A 24,044-nucleotide genomic window follows, 5' to 3' on the forward strand; every position below is an offset into this window, starting at 1 on the left:
ATCAGTCACCAAATTTAAGTTTTATATTATTGCTGACAGGTTCGCCTGCTCTCGCAGACTATTGATTTTCACGAGCATCTTTTTTGTGATATTGAGTGTTTTTATCAGGTCTTTTATTACTGCTTGGGGCAGTTCTTGTAACAGAATCAGATATTTTTTGTGAATCAGAACCATGTTTTTATATCTTTCAAATCCACCAAGTGCTCTTGGTACTTTGAGCCATACAGCTACATGTTCCGCATCTGCGAATTCTTCTCCACTGATTGCACATTTTCCCTTTTGAGCAGAAAATAAAGATATTTTACTGTCATGGTATTCTGTGCTATGACCAACGGATATTTTTTCTCTCAGTCCTTTCAGAACATACTGATTAAGGTTAAGTTCTGTATGAATCGGAGCACGACCTTCTTTTGTATAACTACAAACGATTGATCGCTTCGCCATCGGTATTTTATTTTTGATGAATGCAATCGGATAGATCATCTGGTCAATTCCTGAAACATATCGAATCATTTTTGACTGTCCGAATCTTTCCTTTTCTGCTTGGGTGATAGTTCCACCCTCATGTTTTAGCATACTTCCTGTTTCTGTATTTAACCTGTTCGTCAAAACTGTCATTACTCGCCTATGGAGTTCTCTGCAATCAATACTGATACAGGTGGCAAGCTGATAGTAATTCTGTATGCCTAACACCATAGAGTTATATAGCTGAATTTCTGATAAACAACTTTTTTTCTCTCTGGGTTTTGCGATGTTTTTCGCTTGTTCCACTAGCTTTGCTCTTTCAATTTCAACCTTTTTGTCACAGATTGCCGACTGCACCACATATTTATGATGCTTCAGCCTTACCCTTATTTTGAATCCAAGAAACTCTGACCACCGTTTTCTGGTGTTCACAATCCTTGTTTTCTCAGGGGACACCTCTAATTTCAACCTCTCTTCAATCCACGCCGTAACCGCTTCTTTTGTCCTGACTGCGTCCTCTTTCGTTCTACAGAAAATCCTAAAATCATCCGCATACCGAATGATATGCATTTCTTTCATTTCTGTGTTTTTCATAATCCTATAACCATGGCTTTTATCAAAAACTTTAGTTTTTCCGATTATTCTTTCTCGCCCTCTGCTTATAGCAATCGGATTTTCCTCCCATTGACTAGCTATCCACCAATCCAATTCATTTAGAACGATGTTTGCCAGTAGTGGTGAGATAATTCCTCCCTGTGGTGTACCCTTGTTGGGCAGTACCGTTGTATTATCGGGCATTTTAATTGGAGCTGTTAGTATTCGCTTGATAATAAAAATCAGCGTTTTATCATGGATACCCAGCGACCATATCTGTCTGATTAACTTGCTATGATTTACGTTATCGAAAAATCCTTTAATATCAAACTCAATAACATAATGAAGATTCATCATTTGAAGCATGGTGTAGGTTCTGTTAATGGCATGTTCAACGGATCTATTCGGACGAAATCCATAACTATTATTGCAGAACTTTGCTTCGCAGATTGGTTCCATGATCTGCTTGATACATTGCTGTATCAACCTATCCCATATGCATGGGATTCCCAGCGGACGTGTTTTTCCGTTTGGTTTCGGGATATCTTTCCGTCTTACAGGCTTTGGTCTGTAGCCGTGTTCGCTTCCCGTAACAATAAATCTCACTCTTTTTACCACATCATCAGGAGTTTGACTCCCAATATCTGTGATGTTCTTTTTGTCTGTTCCTGCCGTGTAGCTGCCTTTGTTCGCTTTGATGTTTCGGTACGCAAGTAAAATGTTATCCCTGCTCAGTATCAAATCCATAAGATTCTCAAATACTTCACCGTTCTGACTTTTTTGATATAGTTCATCAAAAGTACCTTGCATTCCGTAGTACTCCGCATGACGCAGGTCATCTACACATAATGTTTTACTTTTCTTTGGCATAAGGCATCACCTCCTCTCGAAAGTGACCCTTTTGGTCTTACTCGTAATCCTTATCATTAGACTGAATAATGCCTGTTTATTTCAACCGACTTGTGACCATTCCTCCGAGTTCCTCTTTTTCGCAGAACTCATCATAAGTTCGATCACGGCTTTTCAGCACCAGTTCACCTGCTTATTTTCTTCGTCAGGCTATCCTCTAATGGAATCTGGTGCCTTTCCACGTTCCGATAATCCTATCTGTACATATATCCTTAGATCTCTGCTATAGTCCTGTCAGCTTAGATGTGCCTGTAACACAACATGGTCGTTCGTAGGGCGAATTTCTACTGAACCACACTGACTGCGCTTTAACGCACCCATACATTTCTATATGGTCTTCTTTTAGAACCGTACATTCGCAGTTTTCGTCAGTTTACTCGCCAAAGTAAACATTCTAATCATAGATATTTTATAGATCCTAGACCTATAGGTAGCGCACCCCACCTCTGGGGCGTTTTCGAGAATCTTTTGGCAGATTCCTACGACTACTCTCGGTCGTTGTCACGGAGCTTCTCACCCCAACCATTACAGCTGACGCAAGTCCGTCAAGGATAGACGTTTCAGGGCGTTACCCCATCATTCCACCTATCGGATTACCAGTTCACAGACTGGTTATGATTTAATAAACCAACACTGTGCGCAGACTTTTTACCGCCTGCGAACGTGTCGCACTCACCCAAAAATCTTCGGAAGCTTTTTCCCCTTCGCCTTTGGTATTAACAATGATTGTTGTAACCAGCTTCAGGATATCTTTTTCAGACCGTATATAAGCAAATGGATTGTAATGAAGCGATTTGGAAAAATTGATGGTATTCAGAACCTTAATCACATATGGCTCATGTACCACTTTTCCAGATTTATCTTTCATGATATTTCCATTCTTATCTTTCTTAGGTGGTCCCTTTGCTAACATCTTCCCACACTCTTCAATCAAAGTGCCTTTCGGATCTGTAATGACCATGGAACAGTTCATCTGCATGACCGATGGTTTTACGAAAAAACGTGTCTTACCGGAACCACTGCCGCCGATGACCACTATATTTTTATTTCTTGCATACTTCGGCTGCTTCGGTCTGCTCTCCATGGTCAGTGCTTCTGTTGCTGTCAATGGAATGTTCATCCATGGATCTTCCGACATATAAGGCTTGATATCCTCTGCGGTTCCCCATCTGGCTGAACCATACTCGATGCCTTTCCGTAATTTCTTTGCGTCTGCCTGTTTCTGCCAAACCAACACTTTCAGAACGACTGCAACAACAATACCTGCTAGCAGATCTTTCCAGTTATTGCTTAACACAAAACCAGCAAAAATCCGGTCTGCGTGTTCCATTGCATATAAAAATTTGTTCCCCATATCTTCTCCCGGACTGTTCCGGTAAAGAAAAAATGCCCGGTCTGCATAGAAAGCAGCCAGAGCATAAGGGATATTTGTAAGAACCAGTTTCTTTTTATCCAGGGCGGACAGCTTACCCCCGATTTTATTCTTCCACTTCTGCATCAGAGTTTTGCCGCTTTTCTTTTTCATCGACTCTGCTCCTGATGCCGGTTCTTTACTTTGTCCTTCGTCTTCTTTGGCATCATTGCCCGGTAAGCTGCAAGACGCTTATGAATGGAAGGCTTATTCGCTTTTTGAATCTGTTTCTGGGAAAACTCACGGAAAGCAGCATTGAGGGCATCCTGATCACGTCCCTTGAAAAATACCAGATAAACCGGAGGATCTTTGCTCTTGTCTTTTTTCAGAGCATAATTGATCCCGTATTTTCTGGCATACCGTTCAAAGGACTTGATATTTTTGTCCGTGATCTCGATATTGACCATCCCGGCATTCTGTTTTGCCAGCTCTTTTACCGTGACCTTTCCCTGTTTCGGCTGATTTTTCTGTGCTTTCTTCTCTACTGATTTCTGCTTCTGATGTCGCAGATACGCAACAAGAACCTTTTTCAACAGGTCTGCTGTAATCTTAGTTGCCCGAATACAGAACGTGACCGTTTTCTGAGTTACCTCTTCCTGCATGACTTTTCCCTCCTTTCAGCGATTCAACTGCTGTCCAGATCTGTAATCATGGCAATCACCCCCTTTAATGAAAAAAGACAGATTAACCGGTAATCAGGTTCTGCACCTGTACGAGTTTTTCTGTCCCTTCTTCTTTTCTCTTATCGTCTCCACCACAATAGATGGGAACACACATTTCAAGTATTCTACTGTAAATACGCTGATGGGCAGTATCCAAATCTGTGGATTTCATTTCATTCAGTCCTAGATTCGTTGTTACGATCAGCGGAAGCATTTTACAATAACGGCTGTCTATCACATTATAGACCTGCTCCAAAGCAAACTCGGAATTTCGTTCTATGCCTAAATCATCAATAATCAGCAGCGGATAATCCACAAGATTTTGTATGATCTGATTCTTGTCTGCCTGATAGCTGGTCATTTCATTTAAGATCCTGGAAAAATTTGTCATCATGACACGTTCTCCCTGTTCCAAAAGTGCATTTGCAATACAGCCTGCAAAGAAACTTTTCCCAGTTCCAACTGGTCCCATCAGAAGCAATCCTACATTTTTTCTCTTCATATCTGTCCAGTTTTCTACATACTGCCTGGCAATTAGTATCTTCTGGTTGCTTCCATTGTCATTTTCAAATTTCCATTCCCAGAATCTTCTTTCCCGAAGTCCGACGGATTTTCTCTGATAAAGCTGCCGCTGTGTTTCTTCCCGCTGCATCTTCTCATCAAGTTCCTGCCTGGCTTTTACCTCGCATTCACACAAACAGGACACTACATGCTCAAATCCCATCAGACTAACTTTCATCTGTTTTCTTTTTCCACAGATACCACAATGAAGACATCCCTCTTCATCCAGATAATCTGCTGTTACTTTATTTTCCATCACAGGCTTTCTCCTTCCTGAAACTCATATTTATCCATTCCTGCCCTGGCGCCATCCCGTTCTGCCCAAAGACAGATTGTTGCAAAATGATTCTGATACTCTTTTCCACTGGATTTCATATAAACAGAAAGATGATCAATCCGTTTCTGATAATCCCATGGAAATATTGTCATCAACTCCTGCAGTTCAGCTTCCGACAGAACAACATTTTTAAATCTACCATACTGACTGAATTTTTCTTCCAGAGCGGGAGTATTGCCCTTACTCTTATCAGTATGATTCTTTTCAGTCTTATTTATCTTAGTATTACTTCCATCCAGATTCTTGCAGTCCGGACTTCTATTTTTTTGTGTTCCGGACTTCCAGTTTCTTGCAATCCGGATTTCCAATTCCTTGCAGTCCGGATTTCCAGTTTCTGGCGTTCCAGAAGCAAAGTATCTTACGGGCTTTCCTCTAATCCGTTTCACAAAATTTTTCACGTATATGACAGAGGGACGATTATTCCCCTGCCGATACCGTTCAATCAATCCAATCCCATGCACACTGTCAAGCTCATAAAGAAGCTTTGTTACTGTTGTATGCGACATTCGCAACAGCTCCTGCAATTCTGCAATCGTGTAAATGATATAGACATAACCATCACCGTCAATCCAGCCATTTTTCTTGGATAGGCTGATTCGATCAAGCAGAATTCCGTAAAGGAGTTTTGCGTCTGTGGACAGGCTTGCAAACTCTTTTTCTGTGAACAGAGCTTTTGGTATCCGAAAAAAAGAAAACTGGTCAGATTCTTCTGCTCTGAAATATTCAAAATCTGCCATAATATTTTCCTACTCTTCTACATCGAAATCACAATTTGCCGCACTGCCTGTACCATGACACATCTCATTAAACACAAAGTTGAAACACATCATTAACTCACTCAGATAATAATTCCTTGCTTCTTTATTGCAGGCATACATATCCTCGATATAAACCTCCTCGTTTCCATTCATTCGTGCGATTGTTTCCAGAACTTTCATAAACTTCCTATTAGAGCAGCACTCATACTGCTCATTTACATATTTCTGAATTTCCAGCACACGTTCAGGCTTTCCTTCATAAACAGATAACACGCCAAATGCCAGATCCATGCCAAACTCATAGCCATCGGCTTCTACGGCATCAATATCAAGATTACCTTTTTCATCGTAATAGCCACGCTCTTCCATAGGAGTCAGTGGTGTCTCATATTCATTCAGATATCCCATATCTGCAATTGTTCCCAGAATATCTCTGGATGCTGCCACCATCTTGTCCATGATAATTTCTCTTTCTTCCATCTGCATATTTGCCATAATTCTGTCTAATGTCATCATTGATTCTTCCTCCATCTCATTTTCATAAATATCATTGATATAAAAGTGGTTCGCCTTTCCATCGTTTTGAACAATACGCACCAGCTTTCCAATCTTAACAAGTTCCTGTACTGCCTGATCTACGCCATATCGAGTCGTATTCAGATCTTTCTTCATTTCGCTTTTTGGATAGATAACAAACAGATCTCCATTATGATCTACCCAGCCATTCTGCACCGCAAATTTCAAACGATCCAGAAATAAGCTGTATAAAATTTTTGCTGTATTTGATAGATTTTTGAATTCTTCCACCTGGAACAGCATCTTTGGCACCTGCAAACAATCTACCGGCATATACTCCATCTTACTCATTGATTATTTCCTCCTTCTGTTTGTACAGCACTTCGGCTGAATTAATATTGATTTCCAGCATCCCTACAAATACCTGATAGTACAGCAGGCATATCTGTTCATCCTCTCTTGCCAGATACAATCCTTCCAGTTCATCGGACGGATGTTTCATTCCATATACTGCCTGACAGATATCATGGATTTTCTCACATTCCACACTTCTAAGATGCATCTCCAAGGTGTGGTTAAATCTCTGCCAGTCCTCCAGTTTCTGATTTACTGACATCATGCACTGGAACAGTTCCGCTGCTTCACATGCTGCTGACAGCACTACATTTTTGTTATTGATACTTCCATCGGCATTTTTCATATGCCCTACCATATACGCCTGATCTACTGAAATCATCTTTTATCCTCCTCTATCTAAACGGCATTTCTTCTTCCATGCCCTCTGGGATCTCTAAGAACCCTTCCGCATCTTCTGGAAACGGTGGTCTGTCAACCATTTTTGCACCTGCGAATTCAATCCGGTTTGCATACACTTCGGTGGTATAAATCTTTTTCCCGGTATCCTTATCTTCATAATTACCTGTGACAATCTCGCCTTCCACCATGACCTTCGTGCCCTGCATCAGATAATCTCTGGCAAATTCTGCTTTCTTTGCAAAAGCCTTTACCGGAATGAAACTGACTTCATCGGAATAATTTCTTCTGACTGCCAGAACAAACTTGGCAATCTTATGAAGTCCTTTTTCATTCTCCACTTCGTTGTATCCGGGATTTCTTACCAATCGCCCGGAAATAACTGTTGTATTCATTGGCTTAACCCTCCTATGCTTTCATTGATTTGTAACAGATACCGATACATGGTCCACATTTTCCATAGACACATCCGTAACATTCATCTTTTTCCAACTCTTCCTGCTTCATTTCATCGGCAAACATTCCTAACAGCGTTGTGTAAATCTTTTTCATTGCCAAGAACTTCACTTCTGCTTTTTCCATCTTCTCTTTGTAAAATGGAATTAGTCCACGAAGAACTGGATGGAAACGTTCATTTTCATCATCCCAGGCACAGGTTTTCATCATACAGCGTGGCTGTTTTTCATAATTTCCCAGATAATACGGGCAGAACGTACAGCCTCTTTCTTTAACAATTTCCACCGGAATCACTGGCATCTGACTTTTGATTTCTTTTGTTACATGCTTACTTTCAATTCGCTCTCTCATCTTAAAAATCCTCCAAGTATATATATTTGCAAAAGGGATTTCCCCTGAATTGCCTGATTTTTGGTACAAAAAAAGAGGCAAGCTTACGATTTTATTTTCGCAAGCCTGCCTCTTATCAAATATTCAATTATTTTCCGATGATATATCGTAAGAAAACGTATACCGCACGGATTACATACACTGGAATCATGATACAGCCAATCAAAGCTCCAATGATGACACTTAATGCAGCCATACCAAGTGTTGCTGTGGTATCCATTCCTCTAGGGATTAGAATCAGCCGCATTTTATGTATTCCAAATGGCAATCCGGCAATAAATATCCACCAGAACCAATCTGTCTGACCACTGACTTTCATAATTGTTTTTGTCATCCAAAACCAGAATACCATAAATGCCAGCGGCAGAATTGATTTTTTAATTACGTCTTCAATCGTCACCTTTTTTCTCCTTCTGTCTGATTCCTTCCGCCACCTCCCGATTAAGGTTAGCTAATATTTCTCTAACCACAGGAGAATCCAATCGAAAGGTTTCCAAATCTTTCTCCGTAAGCTCCCTTCCGTTCGCATCATATCTTCGTACAATTTTTAAAGCCATACTTTCACTTCCTTCCTGCTGATAATCCTAATGTTTTCAACAAATGTTCAAACTTCTCTCTTTTCATCCGTTTAACACGTATCTTTTCTATCTTTTTCAGATAGGCTTGTATTCTACTTACCGTATCTTCATTGCTCATTCTTTACCCTCTCTTTCTGCCCACGATGCCAGAAGCTTAAATATAATTTCTTCCATCTGAGTCTTTGTATATGTCTCTGGAAAATATTGTTTCAATTTCTTCGCCGGAATCTGCACCTGAACTTTTTCATTACTTTCATTCATGCAAATCTGATCAATCTCTGAATACGTCAACATCCGCTCTTTTGAAATCTGTTTCAATTCCTTTGCCTGCTTCATGGACGGTACCATATTGTGATTACTCATATACTGAAATAATATCTGCTGCTCTTCAGTTCTCAAATAAGAAAGTTCAACAGCTGTGTTAAAGGGAAGCTTCTTCTCGTCTGCCAATTCTAATAGCTCTGCTACTAACTCTGTCAGATGAATATATCGAAGAATCTGTCTGGAACTATCTCCTGTATTCTGACTGACTTCTTCTGCCGCCAACTTCTTGCCAACTTGGCAAGAAGTTAAATCAGATCGTTTTCCCTGACGCTTTAACGCCTCATATTTCATTTTATAAGCAAATGCCTTTTCGCTGATCAGCAGCTCTTCTCGTTGAATGTTGGAATCTACCATGATCACCGTCGCTTCATCATCTGTAAGATCTTTGATGATAACAGGCATTTTCTCTAATCCCGCAAGTTCACATGCTCGTTTTCGCCTATGACCAGCTACCAGCTCATAACCACCGGACTCTCTCAACCGCACAATACCAGGAACCAACACGCCATATTGTGTAATGCTTTCTGATAATTCTTCCATTTTCTTATCATCTTTTACTTGAAACGGGTGATTTGGAAATGGATAAAGGCTTCCTATTTCTATCTCGCAAATTCCATTGTTTGTTTCTTCGTTTGTTCCAAACAACGCATCAAGTGGCTGTAAGGAAATGGGAGTTGCTCTTTTTTTAGATGGCATCTTTTAGCACCTCCTCCGTCACTCTCCGATAAGCTTCTGTAGCTTTGCCTTTCGGATCATAAGAGAAAATACTCTGTCCTTCTCTGACTGCTTCCTTCATTCTTACAGAAAATGGAATATAATTATCAAAGATATGAATTTGACTTCCATATACATTTCTGAGAAGTTCCATATTATTTCTGGCATCATTTGTATGCGCATCGACCATCGTGAACAGAATCCCACCGACTTGCAACTTCGGATTAATCTGCTTACGAACCTTACCGATCGTTTTTAACAACTGCTGCAAGCCTTTAATTGGCAGGTAGGACGCTTCAACTGGAATGAGGACTTCATCTGATGCAGCCAGCGCATTGATCGTAATCATTCCCAATGATGGCATACAGTCAATAATGACTGCATCATATTGATCCTTGATACCATATAAAATCTGTTTCAATACATATTCCCTGCTCATTGCATTTACCAACTGTACTTCCGTACCTGCCAGTCCAATGTTAGAACAGATAATGTCTATTCCCTCTGCCTGATGTCTGATATAACAGTCTGAAGGAATATCTTCATCTTTCATTACTGCATCCATAAGAGCTGTAAGTGTTTCATTACTGTCATCACAATCACGATATCCAAATCCTGCGGATACATCAGACTGGGGATCGGCATCTACAATCAACACTTTCATATTCTTTTGTGCTAATCCTACTGCTAAATTAGCTGTACATGCGGATTTTCCCGTTCCCCCTTTTTGGTTTACAATAGAAATAATTCTAGCCATTTTTCATCACCTTTCATCGTCGTCAATCAAAAAGAGGACTGAATTAGACAACCGGAATCTATATTCCGTACGAGCTAATTCAGTCCTATAATTACAATAATTCTGTTGTTTTTACTCTTGTCTTACACAAATCCATTTCCAGTCTGGATCTGTAATAATTCATATTCTGGAATGACAGCGCTGCCTTATTTTTCCCTTTTTCAGGGAGTTAAAAATAAGGACTAAATTAGTGCAACCCCTTGTATTTACTGGAGTTTTCTAACTTGTCCTTATTATAACTCGACCATGTGGAGTAATCAAGGGTAAATCTTATAGCTTTGCTATTAATAATATTTAGTTGTATTTCTAATCATCAATTATTTCCCAGTGTCCATTGGAACCACGACCAACAAATCGGACAATACCTATATCTTTGATGTGACGTTTTACAGTCTTGGAACTTATTCCTAACGTCATTGCCATTTTTTCTGTACTGATTTTATTATCCTTTTTTATCATATTCAATATTTGAATTTCCAACGGATTGCTTTCTTTTTTCTGAGGGACATTCCGAGGGACATTCCGAGGGACATCCTGAGGGACATTGTAATTCAAATTTGGCATCACAACTGTAAACTGGTACCGATCAGATCTAAAAGACGGCTTTTTACTTTCATCATAGTTGATCTGAAATTCATAGCCGCCGATAATTTTTCCAAATCCACTACCTTTACGTTCCATATATCCCAGCCGATTAAATATATCTGCCAAAACCGGGTTTCTTCTCGTTGACGGAACTGTAAGCGGATCTCTGTCCTGAATAATTGAACCGTCCGGCATGCCTCCCGGCGAATAAATTTCCATACGATCATCGTAAATATCAATATGCACTTCACTACCATTCACAAGATAATCTCTATGAGCCAATGCATTAACCAATGCTTCATGATAACTACGTTCTACATATTCCGGCATTTCTTCTCTGGAATTAGCAGTCTTTCTCCACATTAATTTCGCATTTCTCTTAATAAAAGCTTCTCCATTATCAATTAATGACAATACACTTCCAGAATATTCCGCATCGTCAAATGCATCTATTGTACCACCGCTTTTATTTAATCCATTCCACCGGGTACAAAATAATCTTGACCATCGAATAGGGCTTTCATCTGCAACCAAAGCTCCGGCATTTGTCAAATATCCTTGCTCATTCGCCAACCCAAATGATATAAGATCTTTCTCATCAAAACTATTTCCTGTCCATTTTTTATATCTTTCCCGGAGTTTGGAAAAAGCAAAATCTTCCACCTTATACGTAGAAATCTGCGAATCATAAGATGTATTTCTACCGCGCAATACCAGTCTTTTCAATTCCGTTGATGTCGCTTTCACACTCTCGTTTCCAACACGAACATATGCTTCCAGCACACCATCACCCGAATAATAGTACGGTGTCTCTTCACCTTTGAAGATATCCAGTATAATTAATACTTTTCCATCTTCAACCTGTTCAAATCGAAGACGAAATTCTGGAATTGGATCCATCCTTGTCTTAATGATTTCACTTATTTTCTCAGCATCGCTATTCGGATTCTCAAGTCCTACAATTTCATCATTATCGGCTATTCCAAAGATTAATGCTCCACCAAATGTATTTGCAAAAGCACTTACGCTCTTACACCAACTCTTTGGTTTCTTCGCTTCCAAAGATAGCTTTTTGTCATATTCAGTTGCTTCACCGATTAATTGTTTTATATCCAAGCTTTCCACCAACTTTCTAATTCATATATATTTTGAATGGATTTTCTCTTCATTCGTAAGCGCAAAATATTGCTGCGTTACTCGTAAATTACTCTTGCACCAAAATGATAGATGCAAGCGTTTTACTTTATTTTAGTTTTGACAGTTCGCTTTCGCAGTCTCGCTCCATGGAGCAAATTGTTACAGCTGTTCATCTGACATTTTATCGTTTGGCCGTTGTGATAAGAGATATGTCAGATATTTATAGGTATTCAGATCATTCGCTTTTGCCATCTCAACTATTGTATACACAATAGCACTAGCGGTGGCTCCTTTAGGACTGGCGCTGAACAGCCAGTTCTTCCGGCCAACAGTGAATGGTCTGATTGCATTCTCGCTAAGATTGTTGGATAAACTGCAATGACCGTCTTCCAGATAGGTCATCAGGGTGTCTTTCCGATTTTGGGCATAGTTCACCGCTTTCGCCAAACGGGTTCCCTTGTTTGGGCGCTGTTGATCCAGCCAATTCCAGAATGCTTCCAGTATCGGCTTCTCCTTTTCAAGACGAAATTGTTTTCTCTGCTCCGCAGTGTGATTTTTTGCTTTTGAGTACCGCTCACAATCAAACAGCTTGCAACAGAACTGTACTCCCTGCACTGCCGGAAGGCTGTAATCATACTCTTTCCCTTTCGGTATGGCATCTGTGAAGTAACGTCTCACATGTGCCCAGCAAGAGCAGCGCTTGATATCCGGCAGATTATTATAACCCTGATATCCATCAGTCTCCAGATATCCGCTGAAACCCTGTAGGAAAGATGCTGCATGGAACTTTGCCCTTGTCTCTGTATAATGATAGAGCAGGATCGGCGGAAGTCCATCTTCTCCAATGCGGAAGAGCCACATCCAGGAATCCGTTTCAGGATTACGCTCCGGTTCATTCAGTACCTGAACCCGGGTTTCATCTGCCATCAGATATTTACGCATCCGTAACTGACAGTGAAAATAATCATAAACATGATGGAGATAATTCTCGGCACAGTAAATGATCCAGTTAGCAAGCGTAGCCCGGCTTAATGGGACACCCAGTTGCTTCCAGTCCTCTTCCTGCCGGTTTAACGGCAGACCATTCTGGTACTTCTGGTGCATTGCCCATCCGACAACGGATTCCGATGCATAACTTTCCGGGATCAATGGTTCCTGAACAGGGGCTTTGACAAATGTCTGATCATCCGGATGTTCCTCTGATATGGCACACTCCGGGCATTTATAGGTTTCACGATAGATATTTACTACTTTTCCTTTGGCAGGGGTAAAGCGAAATTCATGGCGGACGAATTCTTTCCCGATACATTCCATCTGCGTTCCGCAGGTTGGACAGTTTCGCTCCTCCTCCGGAAGAGAAATGATCTCGTCGCAGGAAGGAACATTTTAAAGAGATCTGCATATGTCCGTCTTGCTTTTCTCTTATGTTCCGGAACAGTGATGTCATCAGAAAGTTCCTGTTCACATGTCGGATCTGCTTCCTGCCCGGCTTCATCAAAAAGATTCAACTGGCCATCGATATCTTTCCGTTTTTCACTGGAAGTGCCAAAAAGCTTCTTCGTGAGATATTCAATCTGCTGACGAAGGTTTTCTTTTTCCAGACGGTCTGCTTCCAATGTTTTTTGTAAAGACTGGATCAGTTCTGTCTGTGTGGAAATGGTCTTATTCAGTTGGTTGATCATGTCCTTGTACACAAGGATTTTTGAATCTTTTGAATTACCAGCCATATGTTTTCTACTCCTTTTTCACTGCTCTTATTATACCATAAAAAGCAATGAAAAAGAAACAGAAACCCCGGCATTTACAAGGGATTTCAGACATGATACAGGGTGAGACCCCCTCCGTTTCTGTTGGTTTGCATAGATGTATGACAGGGTATCTTATCTTTCACTTCCTCTGTTTTTGTACTCGTTCCGGTGGAATATTGAAACAAGCTACTATGAGCAGAAAACCTTCTGGTCACTTTGCAGTTATATGGTACGAAGCTACAAGGGTATTGAAATGCTGGTAAATCTGATCAATATCTGTTATTGTGCAATGAAGATCTTACCCTATCAGGATGAGCAGTTTTCCGAATACCGTACAAAAAGTGTACAGGAGTTTCGTTTTGAATTAAGTCAGGGCATTCGCAGCCAGATATTTTTGACCAATTTCGTTAGAAACATCGAAACACATATAAAATCAAATGTTATCATAAAGGCTTTAAAACAGCTGATTCGTCAGCAAGTCTATTAATTATAAAGTTGTAAACTGGTGTGAATTTATTAATCTATATGTTATGACAACATATCTTTCAGACATGTACTCCGGTAGTCACTCGGTGATATTTTATATCTTTCTTTAAATACTCGGTTAAATGTTCTCTGACTTTCAAATCCACTATCCAGACAAATGTTTGTAATAGAATCACTCGTATTTTCCAAACGATGGCATGCATAGTTCAGCCTTGCATCGTTAAGATATTGATTAAAGTTTCTATGGAATGTTTTGGAAAAGAGTCTGGATAAAACATATTTGCTCACCCCCAGATCTTTTGCCATCTCTTCCAGAGAAAACTTCTTCTTAAAATTTGCTGATATATAGGAAACTGTCTGGTAAATAAGATCGTTGCTCCCCACATTACTCTTTTCTACCAAATTTAATTTTCCTATGCAGCGTGCCAACACAATTTGAAGATATGCCTGTGCAACAGTAATATCCGACTGTTCTGTCTCTAAAATTGCATTTATAACCCTATATACCTCCGGTTCAACCTTTTCCGCTTTGATGATTGGGTATTCAGGAGCCATGGATTGCATGATATCTGCAAATTTGGCTATCGTAAATGGCGATGCAATCAGATAAGTCGCTTTATTTACACCGGATGTCAGTACCTGATAGTGATGAATAACATCTGGAAATACAAAGCCTATATCTCCTTTTTCCATATGGTATAGTTCCTGTCCGACACCAAATTCTAATGCTCCACTTGTTACACAAACGATCTCCAGTGCATTATGAAGATGTGGTTCAATATGTTTTGACTTCCTATTTATTGCTATGATCTCCTCTTTTGTGTCAACATATTTTAACTGCATGAAATACTCCCCTTTGCAACATTTGTCTATATCTTCTTTCGATTTGGCAAGCAATCCTTTTACACCTATCTTATAATCAACTTGTAAATAAGGAAAGGAGGAATTGCAAATGAGCAACCTGAAAAAATATCTGAATGACCTTTTAGTATTCTACACTGAATATTTTGAGCATCCTTACCATGTATAAATACTAAAAGGACTATTTTGTGAAAACTGAATATTTTCTTAAGGCCATTTCACAAAAATGAAGTGGTCCTTTTTTATTTTCAAAATACAGTTCAATCACTTTATATATAGAAAAAAGCACTGTCTCATCGAGCAATGACCAGACAACGCTTTCTCCTGTCAATTCTAATTTATGTCCGATGCATCTGTTACTTCATCTGCAGCAATTTCTTTTTCTGCTTTCAGTTTTTTATTTGCATCTTCTACATTCATTCTTGAAAGTACAAACATAATCAATACATCAAAGATTAACGGAAGCCAAAGATACATAAACTGCATCATATCAAGTGCAGACTGCGGCTGAGTTACATTTGTTCCGACATATCCACTGAACTCAAGCATCCATCCAACAACAGCGGTTCCAATACCTCCACCGATTTTTACGCCAAGAGAAGTACAAGAGTACATCGTTCCGTCAATTCTCTTTCCCTGTGTAAGATAAGTGTATTCAGAGCAGGATGCGATAACTGCATTCATATCTCCCTGCCATGGCCCCTGACCTAAGGCTGCAAGAGCTGTAAATGCCATCATCAGCGGAACACTGCCCATATATCCGGCAATAACAACAAGTGCTCTACCAATGACTGCTAAAACATAACCTCTTAAGTTCAGTTTGTACATACCTTTCCACTTACCAACTAAGGTTGGTGTAAAAATTAAGGCAATGATCAGTGGAATATTAACTGCCCATGCAAATTGTCCAAACAAATTCTTATTTTTCAGTACCCATGTCATGTAATAAATGCCAGCTCCAATCATGGCACCATATAACTGCTGTAAAATATATGTTCCACAAATCATCATGTAATATTTGTTTTTAACAAGAAGCTTGAATGCCTGTACCATTCCGTACTTTTCATTATCATCCTTTACTTCTCCTTCGTTAAGTTCTTCCTCAGGAAGTTCCTTAACAGAAAGTGCTGAAATCGTATTTATGACAAGACCAATGATTGCATAGATAATAGCAACCGTTCTCCATGCCGCAGCATCTCCACCACATTTATCTACAAATCCAACTGTAATCGCCTGAATCAGAAGACTTGTTGAAAATGCAAAAATAAAACGGTAAGATCCCATCTGCACACGCTCTTTGCTGTTCTTTGTAATCAGTGACGTAAGTGCTGAGTAAGCAATATTGTTTGCTGTATAAAACACACCATTTAACAGTGTATAAGAGATAAAGAACCATGCGTATTTAGCCGTTGTTCCAAAGCTGACTGGTATTGCAAAGCAGCAGACCAGCGTAATGGCACAACCAATGTATCCGTATAGCATCCATGGCTTCGCTTTTCCCATTTTACTGTGTGTTTTGTCAATCATTGATCCAAAAAATATATCCGTAAAACCATCAAATAGTTTTGATACGGCAATCAGGGTACCTACGACACCTGCAGCAAGTCCTACTGAGTCCGTCAGATAGACCATCATGAAAGATGTCAGGAAGGCATAGACTACATTACCTGCAATATCACCTGATCCATATCCAATTTTGTTATACCATTTCAAATACTTTTTTTCTTCCATCGAATTTCTTTGCTCCTCATCTTCATCGCACTTAGAATCTCAATATGTCTAACCGTATGATGTCTAATTATATTTTTTTCTCTGTTTTTGTCTGATTGCTCTGTATATCCGGACTTTACATTGCAATCAGACTATCCTTCTTTGTTTACGAGTTACATGAAACTTTATTATCCCTTTACATACGGTATCAGCGTAAACTGGAACCGGAATAATACATCATCAAATCGGTACTGATCCAATACAACTGGACCACAACTATTAGAACCAATGCCATTTAATGCGTAGTCAACGCAAAATACTACACTATCTGATTCTGTCAGTTCATAATTATGCGTTTTCTTCTCAAGTTCTTCCTGCGTATAATAAGAAGCATTGAATGAGAAGGCATTTTCCGCAGATACCACAATTCCATATCGGCTGTTGTTAAGCTCTACATATTCACAATCATAATGGCTTCCATTTTCCTGTGGGCGAATATAATCCTCATGCAAATCATCTACATTTGCATGATACAAACCGTGGCTCGCAGCCTGATGTTTGTCACAATAGCTTTCCTGTGGTCCCATTCCAAAGTATCGTGCAGCTGAAAGTTTTTTATCCAGGAACATCCTCACACCAAATCTTGGCAGGTCCGGAAATTCATCATCTTTTGTTACCGCAATATCTGCATCAATCTTTCCAGCAGCTTCTATTTTCCATGTGATCGTCACATCAAGAATCTTCTGTACTGTCTCTGCCACAACGGATGCGTGGCTTGTAATTTTCACACCATGCTTTCCCTGCACGACCTCTGTCGTGTAAGCTCTTGTATAAGCTTTATCATAATGGGCTTTCTTCCATTCAGACTTGATGTACATATCATTATCTGTTGGTGCCCTCCAGATATTTAATTCCATCGGGTGGTTCAGATATTCCCGACCTGCAAATTTCATCTCTGTAAAAAGTGCAGTCCGTCGGTCGATTGTATATGCGAATTCACGGCCTTTGATATGAATCTGTGTATCATCTTCACTCACCTGTAATTCAGAATCCGTCACTGTTTTTTCAACCCATTTTTCTGCTAACTGGCATTTGGCATCCTTCTGGCTTACTTCGATCTCATCAAATCCAAGGATATGGTCTTCATCCAACAGTGGCAATTCCTTTTTCAGATGGTAAATAAATTTTAAATAACATTTTCCACTCTCTGGCACATTGATTTTAAGGTTTATTTTTCCTTCACTGTGTGGTGCTGCTGAAACTTCTGGGAGTTTACCTTTGCTGATTACAAGCCCGTCCTGCGTCAGTTCATAACTAATCTTCACATAATCTTTCAAGTCATCAAAATCCATGTAGTTATGAAGCACCAGTTCTCCGCTTTCTTTGTCATAGGAAATAACCCTTGCCGGGCGATAAACATTCTTGTATTCCAAAAGTCCTGTATGTACCGTTCTGTCCGGATATACTAATCCATCCATACAGAAGTTGCCATCATGAATTTCTTCGCCATGGTCGCCCCCATAAGCATATATAGTCTTTCCATTCTCAGCAGTTCCATGAGCAATCGCATGGTCACACCATTCCCAGACAAAGCCGCCGCACATTTTATCATTATCCTGAATCATCTGGAAGTAATCTTCAAAATCTCCAGGTCCGTTTCCCATACTGTGACAGTACTCTACCAAAAGGAAGGGTTTGCTTCCATCTTTATCCAGATATTCCTGAATTTCGGAAAGCGCCGGATACATCCGGCTGTACACATCCAGATTGCTGTAATCATATGTTTCATCATAATTACGGTATCTTGCACTCTCATATTGTGTGATGCGGTCTGGATCAAAATTCTTTGTCCATTCCAGTGCTTTTTCAAAGTTGCAGCCATAAGCACTCTCATTTCCCATTGACCACATAACAATACAGAAACGGTTTTTGTCACGTTCCACCATAAGTTTTACGCGATCAACGATTGCCTCTTCCCATACCGGATCATCTGCAATCTTCTCATTCCATCGTTTGAACCGATTGTAATCGGTGTCTTCTTTTCTGTAGATCATAAATGGACCATGAGCTTCAATATCTGCTTCATCTATTACCATGAATCCATACTTGTCACACATTTCATAGAAAAATGGTGCATTCGGATAGTGGCTGGAACGGATCGCATTAAAATTATGCTGCTTCATTAACGTAAGATCGGTTGTAATCTGTTCCAGATTGATTGTAAATCCAGTAACCGGATCAGAATCATGTCGATTGACACCACGGAATTTAATCTTCTGTCCATTTAAATAAATAACCTGGTCTTTAATCTCTATCTTTCTTAATGCAATGTGATCTACAATTACTTCATTCTCTGTTTCAAGAATCAGTTTATATAGATATGGATTTTCTGTATTCCAAAGTTCCGGACTTGCGATTTCTAATACAGCTGTTCCTTCTTCAGCAATACTTCCTATTGCTACAACTGCTCCGTTTCTATCTTCAATCGAAATTTTTACATTTAACGGAGAGTAGAATTTCATTTCAATTTCTACTTTTGCAAGCATATCCTCAATTCTTGTTTTAATATGATAATCACTGATTGCCTGTTTTGGGCGTTTCAAAATGTACACATCCCGGAAAATACCACTCATACGGAATTTGTCCTGATCTTCCAAATAGGAACCATCACACCATTTCATTACCAACACTGCCACCGTATTCGTTCCATCCTGAAGTACATCGGTAACATCAAACTCACTGGTCATATGTGAAACCTGGCTGTATCCTATGTAAGAGCCATTGATCCATACGTAAAAGCAGCTGTCTACTCCTTCAAAGTTCAAAAAAGCTTTTGATGCTTTCTCATCTCTGCTGTACTCAAAAGTATGTACATAAGCTCCACACGGAATATCCTGTGGCACATATGGTGGATCAAACGGAAACGGATACCGGATGTTTGTATACTGGTGTGTATCATATCCTGCCATCTGCCATACACTTGGAACCTGAATCTCATCAAAATTTTCTGTATCATAATTCTTCTCAAAGAAAGAATCTTGAATGTCATAGATGCTGTTAAAATACTGGAATTTCCAAGTTCCATTCAATAACTGCATACGATCTGATTCTTCTCTGTGTTCCACCAAGTTATCCATTCTTTTGGATGCCGGAATATAATAGGCTCTGGCTGGCATTGTGTTTTCGTGCAGTACGCTTAGATTTTCATAATAACGTGGTACGATCATAAATAACTCTCCTCCAATACATATACTTTTTTGTTCTTTGTTTCCCTAAAGCAAACCTTATACTTTACTTTTTTGTTTACGTTCCTTAGTTATGCTATATATAGCTTATCCTAATCCGCAAAATATGTCTATGAATTGGATTAGACAAAATATGCACTAAATGATACAATGATAAAAAGTGTGAAAAGAGGTGCTGTCCTATGTATTTGAACACCGGTTATTTGAACCACTCACATATGGATTTCAAAGACAAAAGTCATCCGCTGATTGTAGGTAGCTGTGGTACTTACCGTCTTTCCAGACATCCCAAACTTCCTACCTACCGTCCAAGGGGTCGTCTGGATTATCAGATTATATATATCACTGCTGGTTGTGGGCATTTTCATTTTGATAATGTAAATAATGAAACGATTGTTCCAGCCGGCAACATTGTACTGTACAGACCGAAAGAACTTCAGAAATATGAATATTACGGAGAAGATAAGACAGAAGTATACTGGATTCACTTCACAGGAAGCAATGTGAAAAATATCTTACGTCAATATGGGTTTCCGGATAAAGAACGTGTCTTTCAAGTGGGTACATCTAATGAATATGAACAAATTTTCAAACGTATCATTATCGAGCTCCAACGCTGTCAAGATAATTATGAGGAAATGCTTGTCCTTTTGCTACGTCATCTTCTGATTAGTTTCCACCGGGAACTGACAAGAGAGCACATATTAAAAAATGAATATCTTGATCATGAGATGGATAATGCTGTTACCTTTTTCAGTGAAAACTACAATCAAAATATCAATATTGATGATTATGCTGCCTCACGAGGCATGAGTGTCAGCTGGTTTATCCGAAATTTCAAAAAATATACCGGTTCTACACCAATGCAATTCATTGTGGGAATCCGCATCAACAATGCTCAGATGTTACTTGAAACAACAACTTATTCCATCAATGAGATTTCTAAGATTGTCGGATATGATAACCAGCTTTATTTCAGTCGGCTTTTTCACAAGTTGAAAGGATATTCGCCGAGAGAATACCGAAAGCTGAGAAACAAATTCTGAAATTCACAAAGAGGATACCACCGAATTATCTCTGGTCATTCGTTTCCCGGCATAAGTGATCTTATTATTCAGGATCCGTTGCAAAAAGCACCAGCCAACTGAATGACTGGTGCTTTTAACATCAATATACTTTATTTGTATAAACTGTATTCCCTTTTGCAATTACTTCAACAAGCTGAAGTTCCTGGTCAAGAATACAAAGATCCGCATCGTAACCTTCTTCAACCTTACCTTTTCCTTTGAGGCGAAGAATATCTGCCGGATTAGATGTAATTGTAGAAATAGCTATTTCTAAAGGAATTTCTGTTTTAAATACACATTCCTTTACTTCCTTCAGAAGGCAGCTAGACTGTCCAACGCCCATTCCAAGGAATTCGCCATCACTACTGTACATCGGAAGGCTTCCCTGTCCATCAGAAGAAATTGTCATGCGGTCAGGATTTACTCCTGCATCCAGCATCCGTTTGATACCATTACATACACGTACCTCATCACAGATAGTTTCCCAATAGTCAATATCTTCATTTCCGGTAAAGTCTACTGCTCCGCCTTTCAGCGCATACTCAATCGACTTGCCAAAAAGCATCTCATTTCGATTGATATGTGTTGGCAGTATTTGAGAAGCCGGTATCTCTGTCTCATCTACCACTCGTTCAATAAGATCTAAGCATCTCGGACTGTCGCCAAGATGAACATTTACAATACCTGCTTTCCCGGAAAGAACACCGCCAAGTCTTGTATCCGCAACGACACGCGCAAATTCCTCAAAAGTCGGCTGTGAAGAACGATGATCAGAGATCGCGATTTCTCCGGTTCCAATGATTTCCTGAATCATCATAATATCTTTGACAATACTGTCCGTCAACGTGTGAACCGGAATCTGATAACTGCCTGTATAACAGTATGCAGACATTCCCTGCTCATTCAATCCTTTTGTCTTTGCAACCAGTGCACACATATCACGACCGATTCCATCCGTTCCAAGGCAGCCAACAACTGTTGTTACTCCAAACTTCGTAAGTCCTTCCATAGTTGCTTCCGGAGTACGATTGGCGAATCCACCTTCACCACCGCCTCCAAGTACATGAACATGACAGTCAATGAATCCCGGAGTTAAAAGTAACCCCTCTCCATTGATCATTTCTGCCTCAGAAAGAAATCCGTCTGCGCATATAGAACCTGCACCTTTAATCTTGACAATCTTATCATTGATTATAAGTACATCTTTTTTCCCCAGATGCTGTGGGGCATAGACATCAATATTCTGAATTAATTTCATCATAAATCACTCTCAATTATCAAATGTATGTTTTAGAATCCAGTTCCAACTGCAATAAGAATTGTAATAATTGCACCAATCATTAATACGCCAAGGAATTTCCACATGAATTTAATCCAGTTAGACCACTCAATCTTTGCAATTGCAAGAGATCCGATCAGGCATCCTGATGTAGGAACAATCAGGTTAGTAAATGCATCACCAAGCTGGAATGCAACTACAGCTGTCTGACGTGAAACACCTAACAGGTCTGACAGTGGAGCCATGATCGGCATTGTGATCGCAGCCTGTCCGGTTCCGGATACAACGAAGAAGTTGAATACGGACTGGAACAGATACATAAGTACTGCTGCAACTGCTCCGGAAACTCCAGACAGTACATTTGAAATATTATACATAATTGTATTAATAACCGTAGGTGTTGTCGGATCAGATCCACCAAGAACCTGCATGATGCCCTGTGCCATAGCAACAACAAGTGCAGCACCGATCAGGTCTTTTGCTCCATCTTTGAATGATGTTGCGATATCATTCAGTTTCATATCGTTCAGTTTAAAGATAACTCCAATCACACCGGAAACAATTCCCATAATGAAGAACTGAGTAGCAATCTCCGGCATGTAGTATCCTTGAGTCATAACTCCCCAAACTACCCATACTACTGTAGCAGCCAGTGTCATAAGAACTAAAATGTGTCCAAGACCAAATGAATGTCCTTCGTCAATTCCTGTTTTTTCATTCTGCTCACGGAAATATGAATCAGTCTTATATGCGATTGAGATTGTCGGAGTCTTTTTGATCTTTGACGCATAGAACATAGTCATTCCACAGCCAAGAACTGTAAATACTACCCACATTACCATACGGAACCCTGCTCCGGAGAATACATCAATACCTGCAATACCCTGTGCAATACCTACAGAGAATGGATTCATCCAAGATGAACCGAAACCAATCTGTGTTGCAACATAAGTAACAAGAACTGCAATAACTGAATCATATCCAACTGCTACAAACAACGGACAAAGAATCATAGTAAACGGAAGTGCTTCTTCTCCCATTCCAAAAACTGCACCACCAAGAGAAAACAGTACGAAAAGTATCGGAATCAGCAGTTTTTCTGCTCCCTTTGCCTTACGGATCAATCCGATCAATCCGGATTCAATCGCACCTGTACGGATCATGATACCGAATGCACCACCTACTACCATAAGGAATGCGATAATCTCTATTGCAGAACTACTTACGATTCCGTTATACATATAGTTGAAGAATCCTGTTCCACCATCTCCACTAAAGAGTGCTACTCCTTCTGTTACTACATTTCCTGCATCGTCTGTCAGATACTGGAAACTTCCGTCTTTGATTACTGTACGGGTTTTCTCAACACCATTGATCATGTACGAAATATCCTGTGTTTCGTAAAATCCCTTTGGTACAAGGAAAGTCAGAAGTGCTGCGACAACAACTACTAAAAAGATAATAATGTAGGTGTCAGGCACTTGAAATCCCTTGTTAAAAGATTTTAACCCTTTTCCTTCTTTTTTGCTCATTTTCGAGTTTCCCTCCCATTTTTGATATACTATACCAGTGTACCATAGAATGCTTAAAATATAACTAAAAATTTACATATTTTATCAATTTTTGTCATTTTCCTGTATTTTTATACATCAAAAATAGGATTTGGCTCTGATAATGCAAAAATATAACGCTCCTGCCATAA

The 24,044-nt window shown here is 39.6% G+C and carries 20 protein-coding genes and 2 pseudogenes; 1 reads left to right on the forward strand and 21 read right to left on the reverse strand.

Going from position 1 to position 24,044, the window contains the following annotated elements:
• Nucleotides 1-21: 21 nt before the first annotated feature.
• The 19 genes and pseudogenes from ltrA to R8695_RS11530 form a co-directional block, all read right to left on the reverse strand.
• The gene (gene ltrA / locus R8695_RS11435; RefSeq protein ID WP_154781075.1) at nucleotides 22-1,929 is read right to left on the reverse strand and encodes a group II intron reverse transcriptase/maturase; all 1,908 of its coding nucleotides are present in this window, start codon (nucleotides 1,927-1,929) and stop codon (nucleotides 22-24) included.
• A gap of 700 nt (nucleotides 1,930-2,629) precedes the next feature.
• Nucleotides 2,630-3,493: pseudogene (locus R8695_RS11440) on the reverse strand (type IV secretory system conjugative DNA transfer family protein); the annotation flags it as partial.
• Nucleotides 3,490-3,981 (reverse strand): PcfB family protein, encoded by a 492-nt coding sequence (locus R8695_RS11445; protein WP_008371518.1) that lies wholly within the window; start codon nucleotides 3,979-3,981, stop codon nucleotides 3,490-3,492. The gene R8695_RS11445 and the pseudogene R8695_RS11440, both read right to left, overlap by 4 nt.
• Nucleotides 3,982-4,063: 82 nt before the next feature.
• Nucleotides 4,064-4,858: an ATP-binding protein gene (locus R8695_RS11450; RefSeq protein WP_096240022.1), complete on the reverse strand. Its 795-nt coding sequence runs from the start codon at nucleotides 4,856-4,858 to the stop codon at nucleotides 4,064-4,066.
• Entirely contained in the window at nucleotides 4,858-5,676 is an 819-nt protein-coding gene (locus R8695_RS11455) for a replication initiator protein A (RefSeq protein ID WP_096240024.1), read from the reverse strand. Before R8695_RS11455 ends, R8695_RS11450 begins: the two co-directional genes overlap by 1 nt.
• Nucleotides 5,677-5,685: 9 nt before the next feature.
• The gene (locus R8695_RS11460) at nucleotides 5,686-6,564 is read right to left on the reverse strand and encodes a replication initiator protein A (RefSeq protein WP_154781000.1); all 879 of its coding nucleotides are present in this window, start codon (nucleotides 6,562-6,564) and stop codon (nucleotides 5,686-5,688) included.
• Nucleotides 6,557-6,949, reverse strand: a complete 393-nt coding sequence (locus tag R8695_RS11465) for a hypothetical protein (protein WP_154780999.1) — start codon at nucleotides 6,947-6,949, stop codon at nucleotides 6,557-6,559. The genes R8695_RS11460 and R8695_RS11465 overlap by 8 nt, the downstream gene beginning before the upstream one ends.
• Nucleotides 6,950-6,962: 13 nt before the next feature.
• Complete coding sequence (locus R8695_RS11470) at nucleotides 6,963-7,361, reverse strand: single-stranded DNA-binding protein (protein ID WP_005344165.1); 399 nt, start codon at nucleotides 7,359-7,361, stop codon at nucleotides 6,963-6,965.
• Between the two features lie 13 nt (nucleotides 7,362-7,374).
• Nucleotides 7,375-7,773 carry a hypothetical protein gene (locus R8695_RS11475; protein WP_154780998.1) on the reverse strand — a complete coding sequence of 133 codons (399 nt, stop codon included), beginning with the start codon at nucleotides 7,771-7,773 and terminating at the stop codon, nucleotides 7,375-7,377.
• A 127-nt stretch (nucleotides 7,774-7,900) separates the two neighbouring features.
• Nucleotides 7,901-8,212 (reverse strand): DUF6050 family protein, encoded by a 312-nt coding sequence (locus R8695_RS11480; RefSeq protein WP_096240028.1) that lies wholly within the window; start codon nucleotides 8,210-8,212, stop codon nucleotides 7,901-7,903.
• Nucleotides 8,202-8,369 (reverse strand): hypothetical protein, encoded by a 168-nt coding sequence (locus tag R8695_RS11485; RefSeq protein ID WP_167515502.1) that lies wholly within the window; start codon nucleotides 8,367-8,369, stop codon nucleotides 8,202-8,204. The genes R8695_RS11480 and R8695_RS11485 overlap by 11 nt, the downstream gene beginning before the upstream one ends.
• Before the next feature lie 4 nt (nucleotides 8,370-8,373).
• Nucleotides 8,374-8,508, reverse strand: a complete 135-nt coding sequence (locus R8695_RS11490; RefSeq protein ID WP_262583413.1) for a hypothetical protein — start codon at nucleotides 8,506-8,508, stop codon at nucleotides 8,374-8,376.
• Complete coding sequence (locus tag R8695_RS11495) at nucleotides 8,505-9,410, reverse strand: ParB/RepB/Spo0J family partition protein (RefSeq protein WP_154780997.1); 906 nt, start codon at nucleotides 9,408-9,410, stop codon at nucleotides 8,505-8,507. Before R8695_RS11495 ends, R8695_RS11490 begins: the two co-directional genes overlap by 4 nt.
• Complete coding sequence (locus R8695_RS11500; protein ID WP_054337283.1) at nucleotides 9,400-10,185, reverse strand: ParA family protein; 786 nt, start codon at nucleotides 10,183-10,185, stop codon at nucleotides 9,400-9,402. Before R8695_RS11500 ends, R8695_RS11495 begins: the two co-directional genes overlap by 11 nt.
• Before the next feature lie 345 nt (nucleotides 10,186-10,530).
• A complete protein-coding gene (locus R8695_RS11505; RefSeq protein WP_205730809.1) occupies nucleotides 10,531-11,925 on the reverse strand; it encodes an ATP-binding protein in 1,395 nt (464 codons plus the stop codon).
• A gap of 180 nt (nucleotides 11,926-12,105) precedes the next feature.
• Nucleotides 12,106-13,673: pseudogene (tnpC, locus tag R8695_RS11510) on the reverse strand (IS66 family transposase).
• A 549-nt stretch (nucleotides 13,674-14,222) separates the two neighbouring features.
• Entirely contained in the window at nucleotides 14,223-15,023 is an 801-nt protein-coding gene (locus R8695_RS11520) for a helix-turn-helix transcriptional regulator (RefSeq protein WP_154780994.1), read from the reverse strand.
• A 351-nt stretch (nucleotides 15,024-15,374) separates the two neighbouring features.
• The gene (locus tag R8695_RS11525) at nucleotides 15,375-16,772 is read right to left on the reverse strand and encodes an MFS transporter (RefSeq protein WP_025577106.1); all 1,398 of its coding nucleotides are present in this window, start codon (nucleotides 16,770-16,772) and stop codon (nucleotides 15,375-15,377) included.
• A gap of 167 nt (nucleotides 16,773-16,939) precedes the next feature.
• Nucleotides 16,940-19,978, reverse strand: a complete 3,039-nt coding sequence (locus R8695_RS11530) for a glycoside hydrolase family 2 TIM barrel-domain containing protein (protein ID WP_154780993.1) — start codon at nucleotides 19,976-19,978, stop codon at nucleotides 16,940-16,942.
• Between the two features lie 200 nt (nucleotides 19,979-20,178).
• On the opposite strand from R8695_RS11530, the gene R8695_RS11535 reads away from it, so the two are divergent.
• The gene (locus R8695_RS11535; protein ID WP_154780992.1) at nucleotides 20,179-21,042 is read left to right on the forward strand and encodes an AraC family transcriptional regulator; all 864 of its coding nucleotides are present in this window, start codon (nucleotides 20,179-20,181) and stop codon (nucleotides 21,040-21,042) included.
• A gap of 121 nt (nucleotides 21,043-21,163) precedes the next feature.
• On the opposite strand, the gene iadA is transcribed toward R8695_RS11535, so the two are convergent.
• Together iadA and yfcC are read right to left on the reverse strand one after the other, a co-directional pair.
• A complete protein-coding gene (gene iadA / locus R8695_RS11540; protein ID WP_118508514.1) occupies nucleotides 21,164-22,321 on the reverse strand; it encodes a beta-aspartyl-peptidase in 1,158 nt (385 codons plus the stop codon).
• Nucleotides 22,322-22,353: 32 nt separating this feature from the next.
• Nucleotides 22,354-23,874 carry a putative basic amino acid antiporter YfcC gene (gene yfcC / locus R8695_RS11545; RefSeq protein WP_154780991.1) on the reverse strand — a complete coding sequence of 507 codons (1,521 nt, stop codon included), beginning with the start codon at nucleotides 23,872-23,874 and terminating at the stop codon, nucleotides 22,354-22,356.
• Between the last annotated feature and the right edge of the window lie 170 nt (nucleotides 23,875-24,044).

Source organism: Blautia luti (genome assembly GCF_033096465.1).
In the GTDB taxonomy this organism is placed as follows: Bacteria; Bacillota; Clostridia; order Lachnospirales; family Lachnospiraceae; genus Blautia_A; species Blautia_A luti.

Excerpts from the sequence above, each read along its gene's own strand:
- ltrA (WP_154781075.1), bottom strand. The coding sequence starts at position 1,929 with ATGCCAAAGAAAAGTAAAACATTATGTGTAGATGACCTGCGTCATGCG.
- R8695_RS11445 (WP_008371518.1), bottom strand. The coding sequence starts at position 3,981 with ATGCAGGAAGAGGTAACTCAGAAAACGGTCACGTTCTGTATTCGGGCA.
- R8695_RS11450 (WP_096240022.1), bottom strand. The coding sequence starts at position 4,858 with ATGGAAAATAAAGTAACAGCAGATTATCTGGATGAAGAGGGATGTCTT.
- R8695_RS11455 (WP_096240024.1), bottom strand. The coding sequence starts at position 5,676 with ATGGCAGATTTTGAATATTTCAGAGCAGAAGAATCTGACCAGTTTTCT.
- R8695_RS11460 (WP_154781000.1), bottom strand. The coding sequence starts at position 6,564 with ATGAGTAAGATGGAGTATATGCCGGTAGATTGTTTGCAGGTGCCAAAG.
- R8695_RS11465 (WP_154780999.1), bottom strand. The coding sequence starts at position 6,949 with ATGATTTCAGTAGATCAGGCGTATATGGTAGGGCATATGAAAAATGCC.
- R8695_RS11470 (WP_005344165.1), bottom strand. The coding sequence starts at position 7,361 with ATGAATACAACAGTTATTTCCGGGCGATTGGTAAGAAATCCCGGATAC.
- R8695_RS11475 (WP_154780998.1), bottom strand. The coding sequence starts at position 7,773 with ATGAGAGAGCGAATTGAAAGTAAGCATGTAACAAAAGAAATCAAAAGT.
- R8695_RS11485 (WP_167515502.1), bottom strand. The coding sequence starts at position 8,369 with ATGGCTTTAAAAATTGTACGAAGATATGATGCGAACGGAAGGGAGCTT.
- R8695_RS11490 (WP_262583413.1), bottom strand. The coding sequence starts at position 8,508 with ATGAGCAATGAAGATACGGTAAGTAGAATACAAGCCTATCTGAAAAAG.
- R8695_RS11495 (WP_154780997.1), bottom strand. The coding sequence starts at position 9,410 with ATGCCATCTAAAAAAAGAGCAACTCCCATTTCCTTACAGCCACTTGAT.
- R8695_RS11500 (WP_054337283.1), bottom strand. The coding sequence starts at position 10,185 with ATGGCTAGAATTATTTCTATTGTAAACCAAAAAGGGGGAACGGGAAAA.
- R8695_RS11520 (WP_154780994.1), bottom strand. The coding sequence starts at position 15,023 with ATGCAGTTAAAATATGTTGACACAAAAGAGGAGATCATAGCAATAAAT.
- R8695_RS11525 (WP_025577106.1), bottom strand. The coding sequence starts at position 16,772 with ATGGAAGAAAAAAAGTATTTGAAATGGTATAACAAAATTGGATATGGA.
- R8695_RS11530 (WP_154780993.1), bottom strand. The coding sequence starts at position 19,978 with ATGATCGTACCACGTTATTATGAAAATCTAAGCGTACTGCACGAAAAC.
- R8695_RS11535 (WP_154780992.1), top strand. The coding sequence starts at position 20,179 with ATGTATTTGAACACCGGTTATTTGAACCACTCACATATGGATTTCAAA.
- iadA (WP_118508514.1), bottom strand. The coding sequence starts at position 22,321 with ATGAAATTAATTCAGAATATTGATGTCTATGCCCCACAGCATCTGGGG.
- yfcC (WP_154780991.1), bottom strand. The coding sequence starts at position 23,874 with ATGAGCAAAAAAGAAGGAAAAGGGTTAAAATCTTTTAACAAGGGATTT.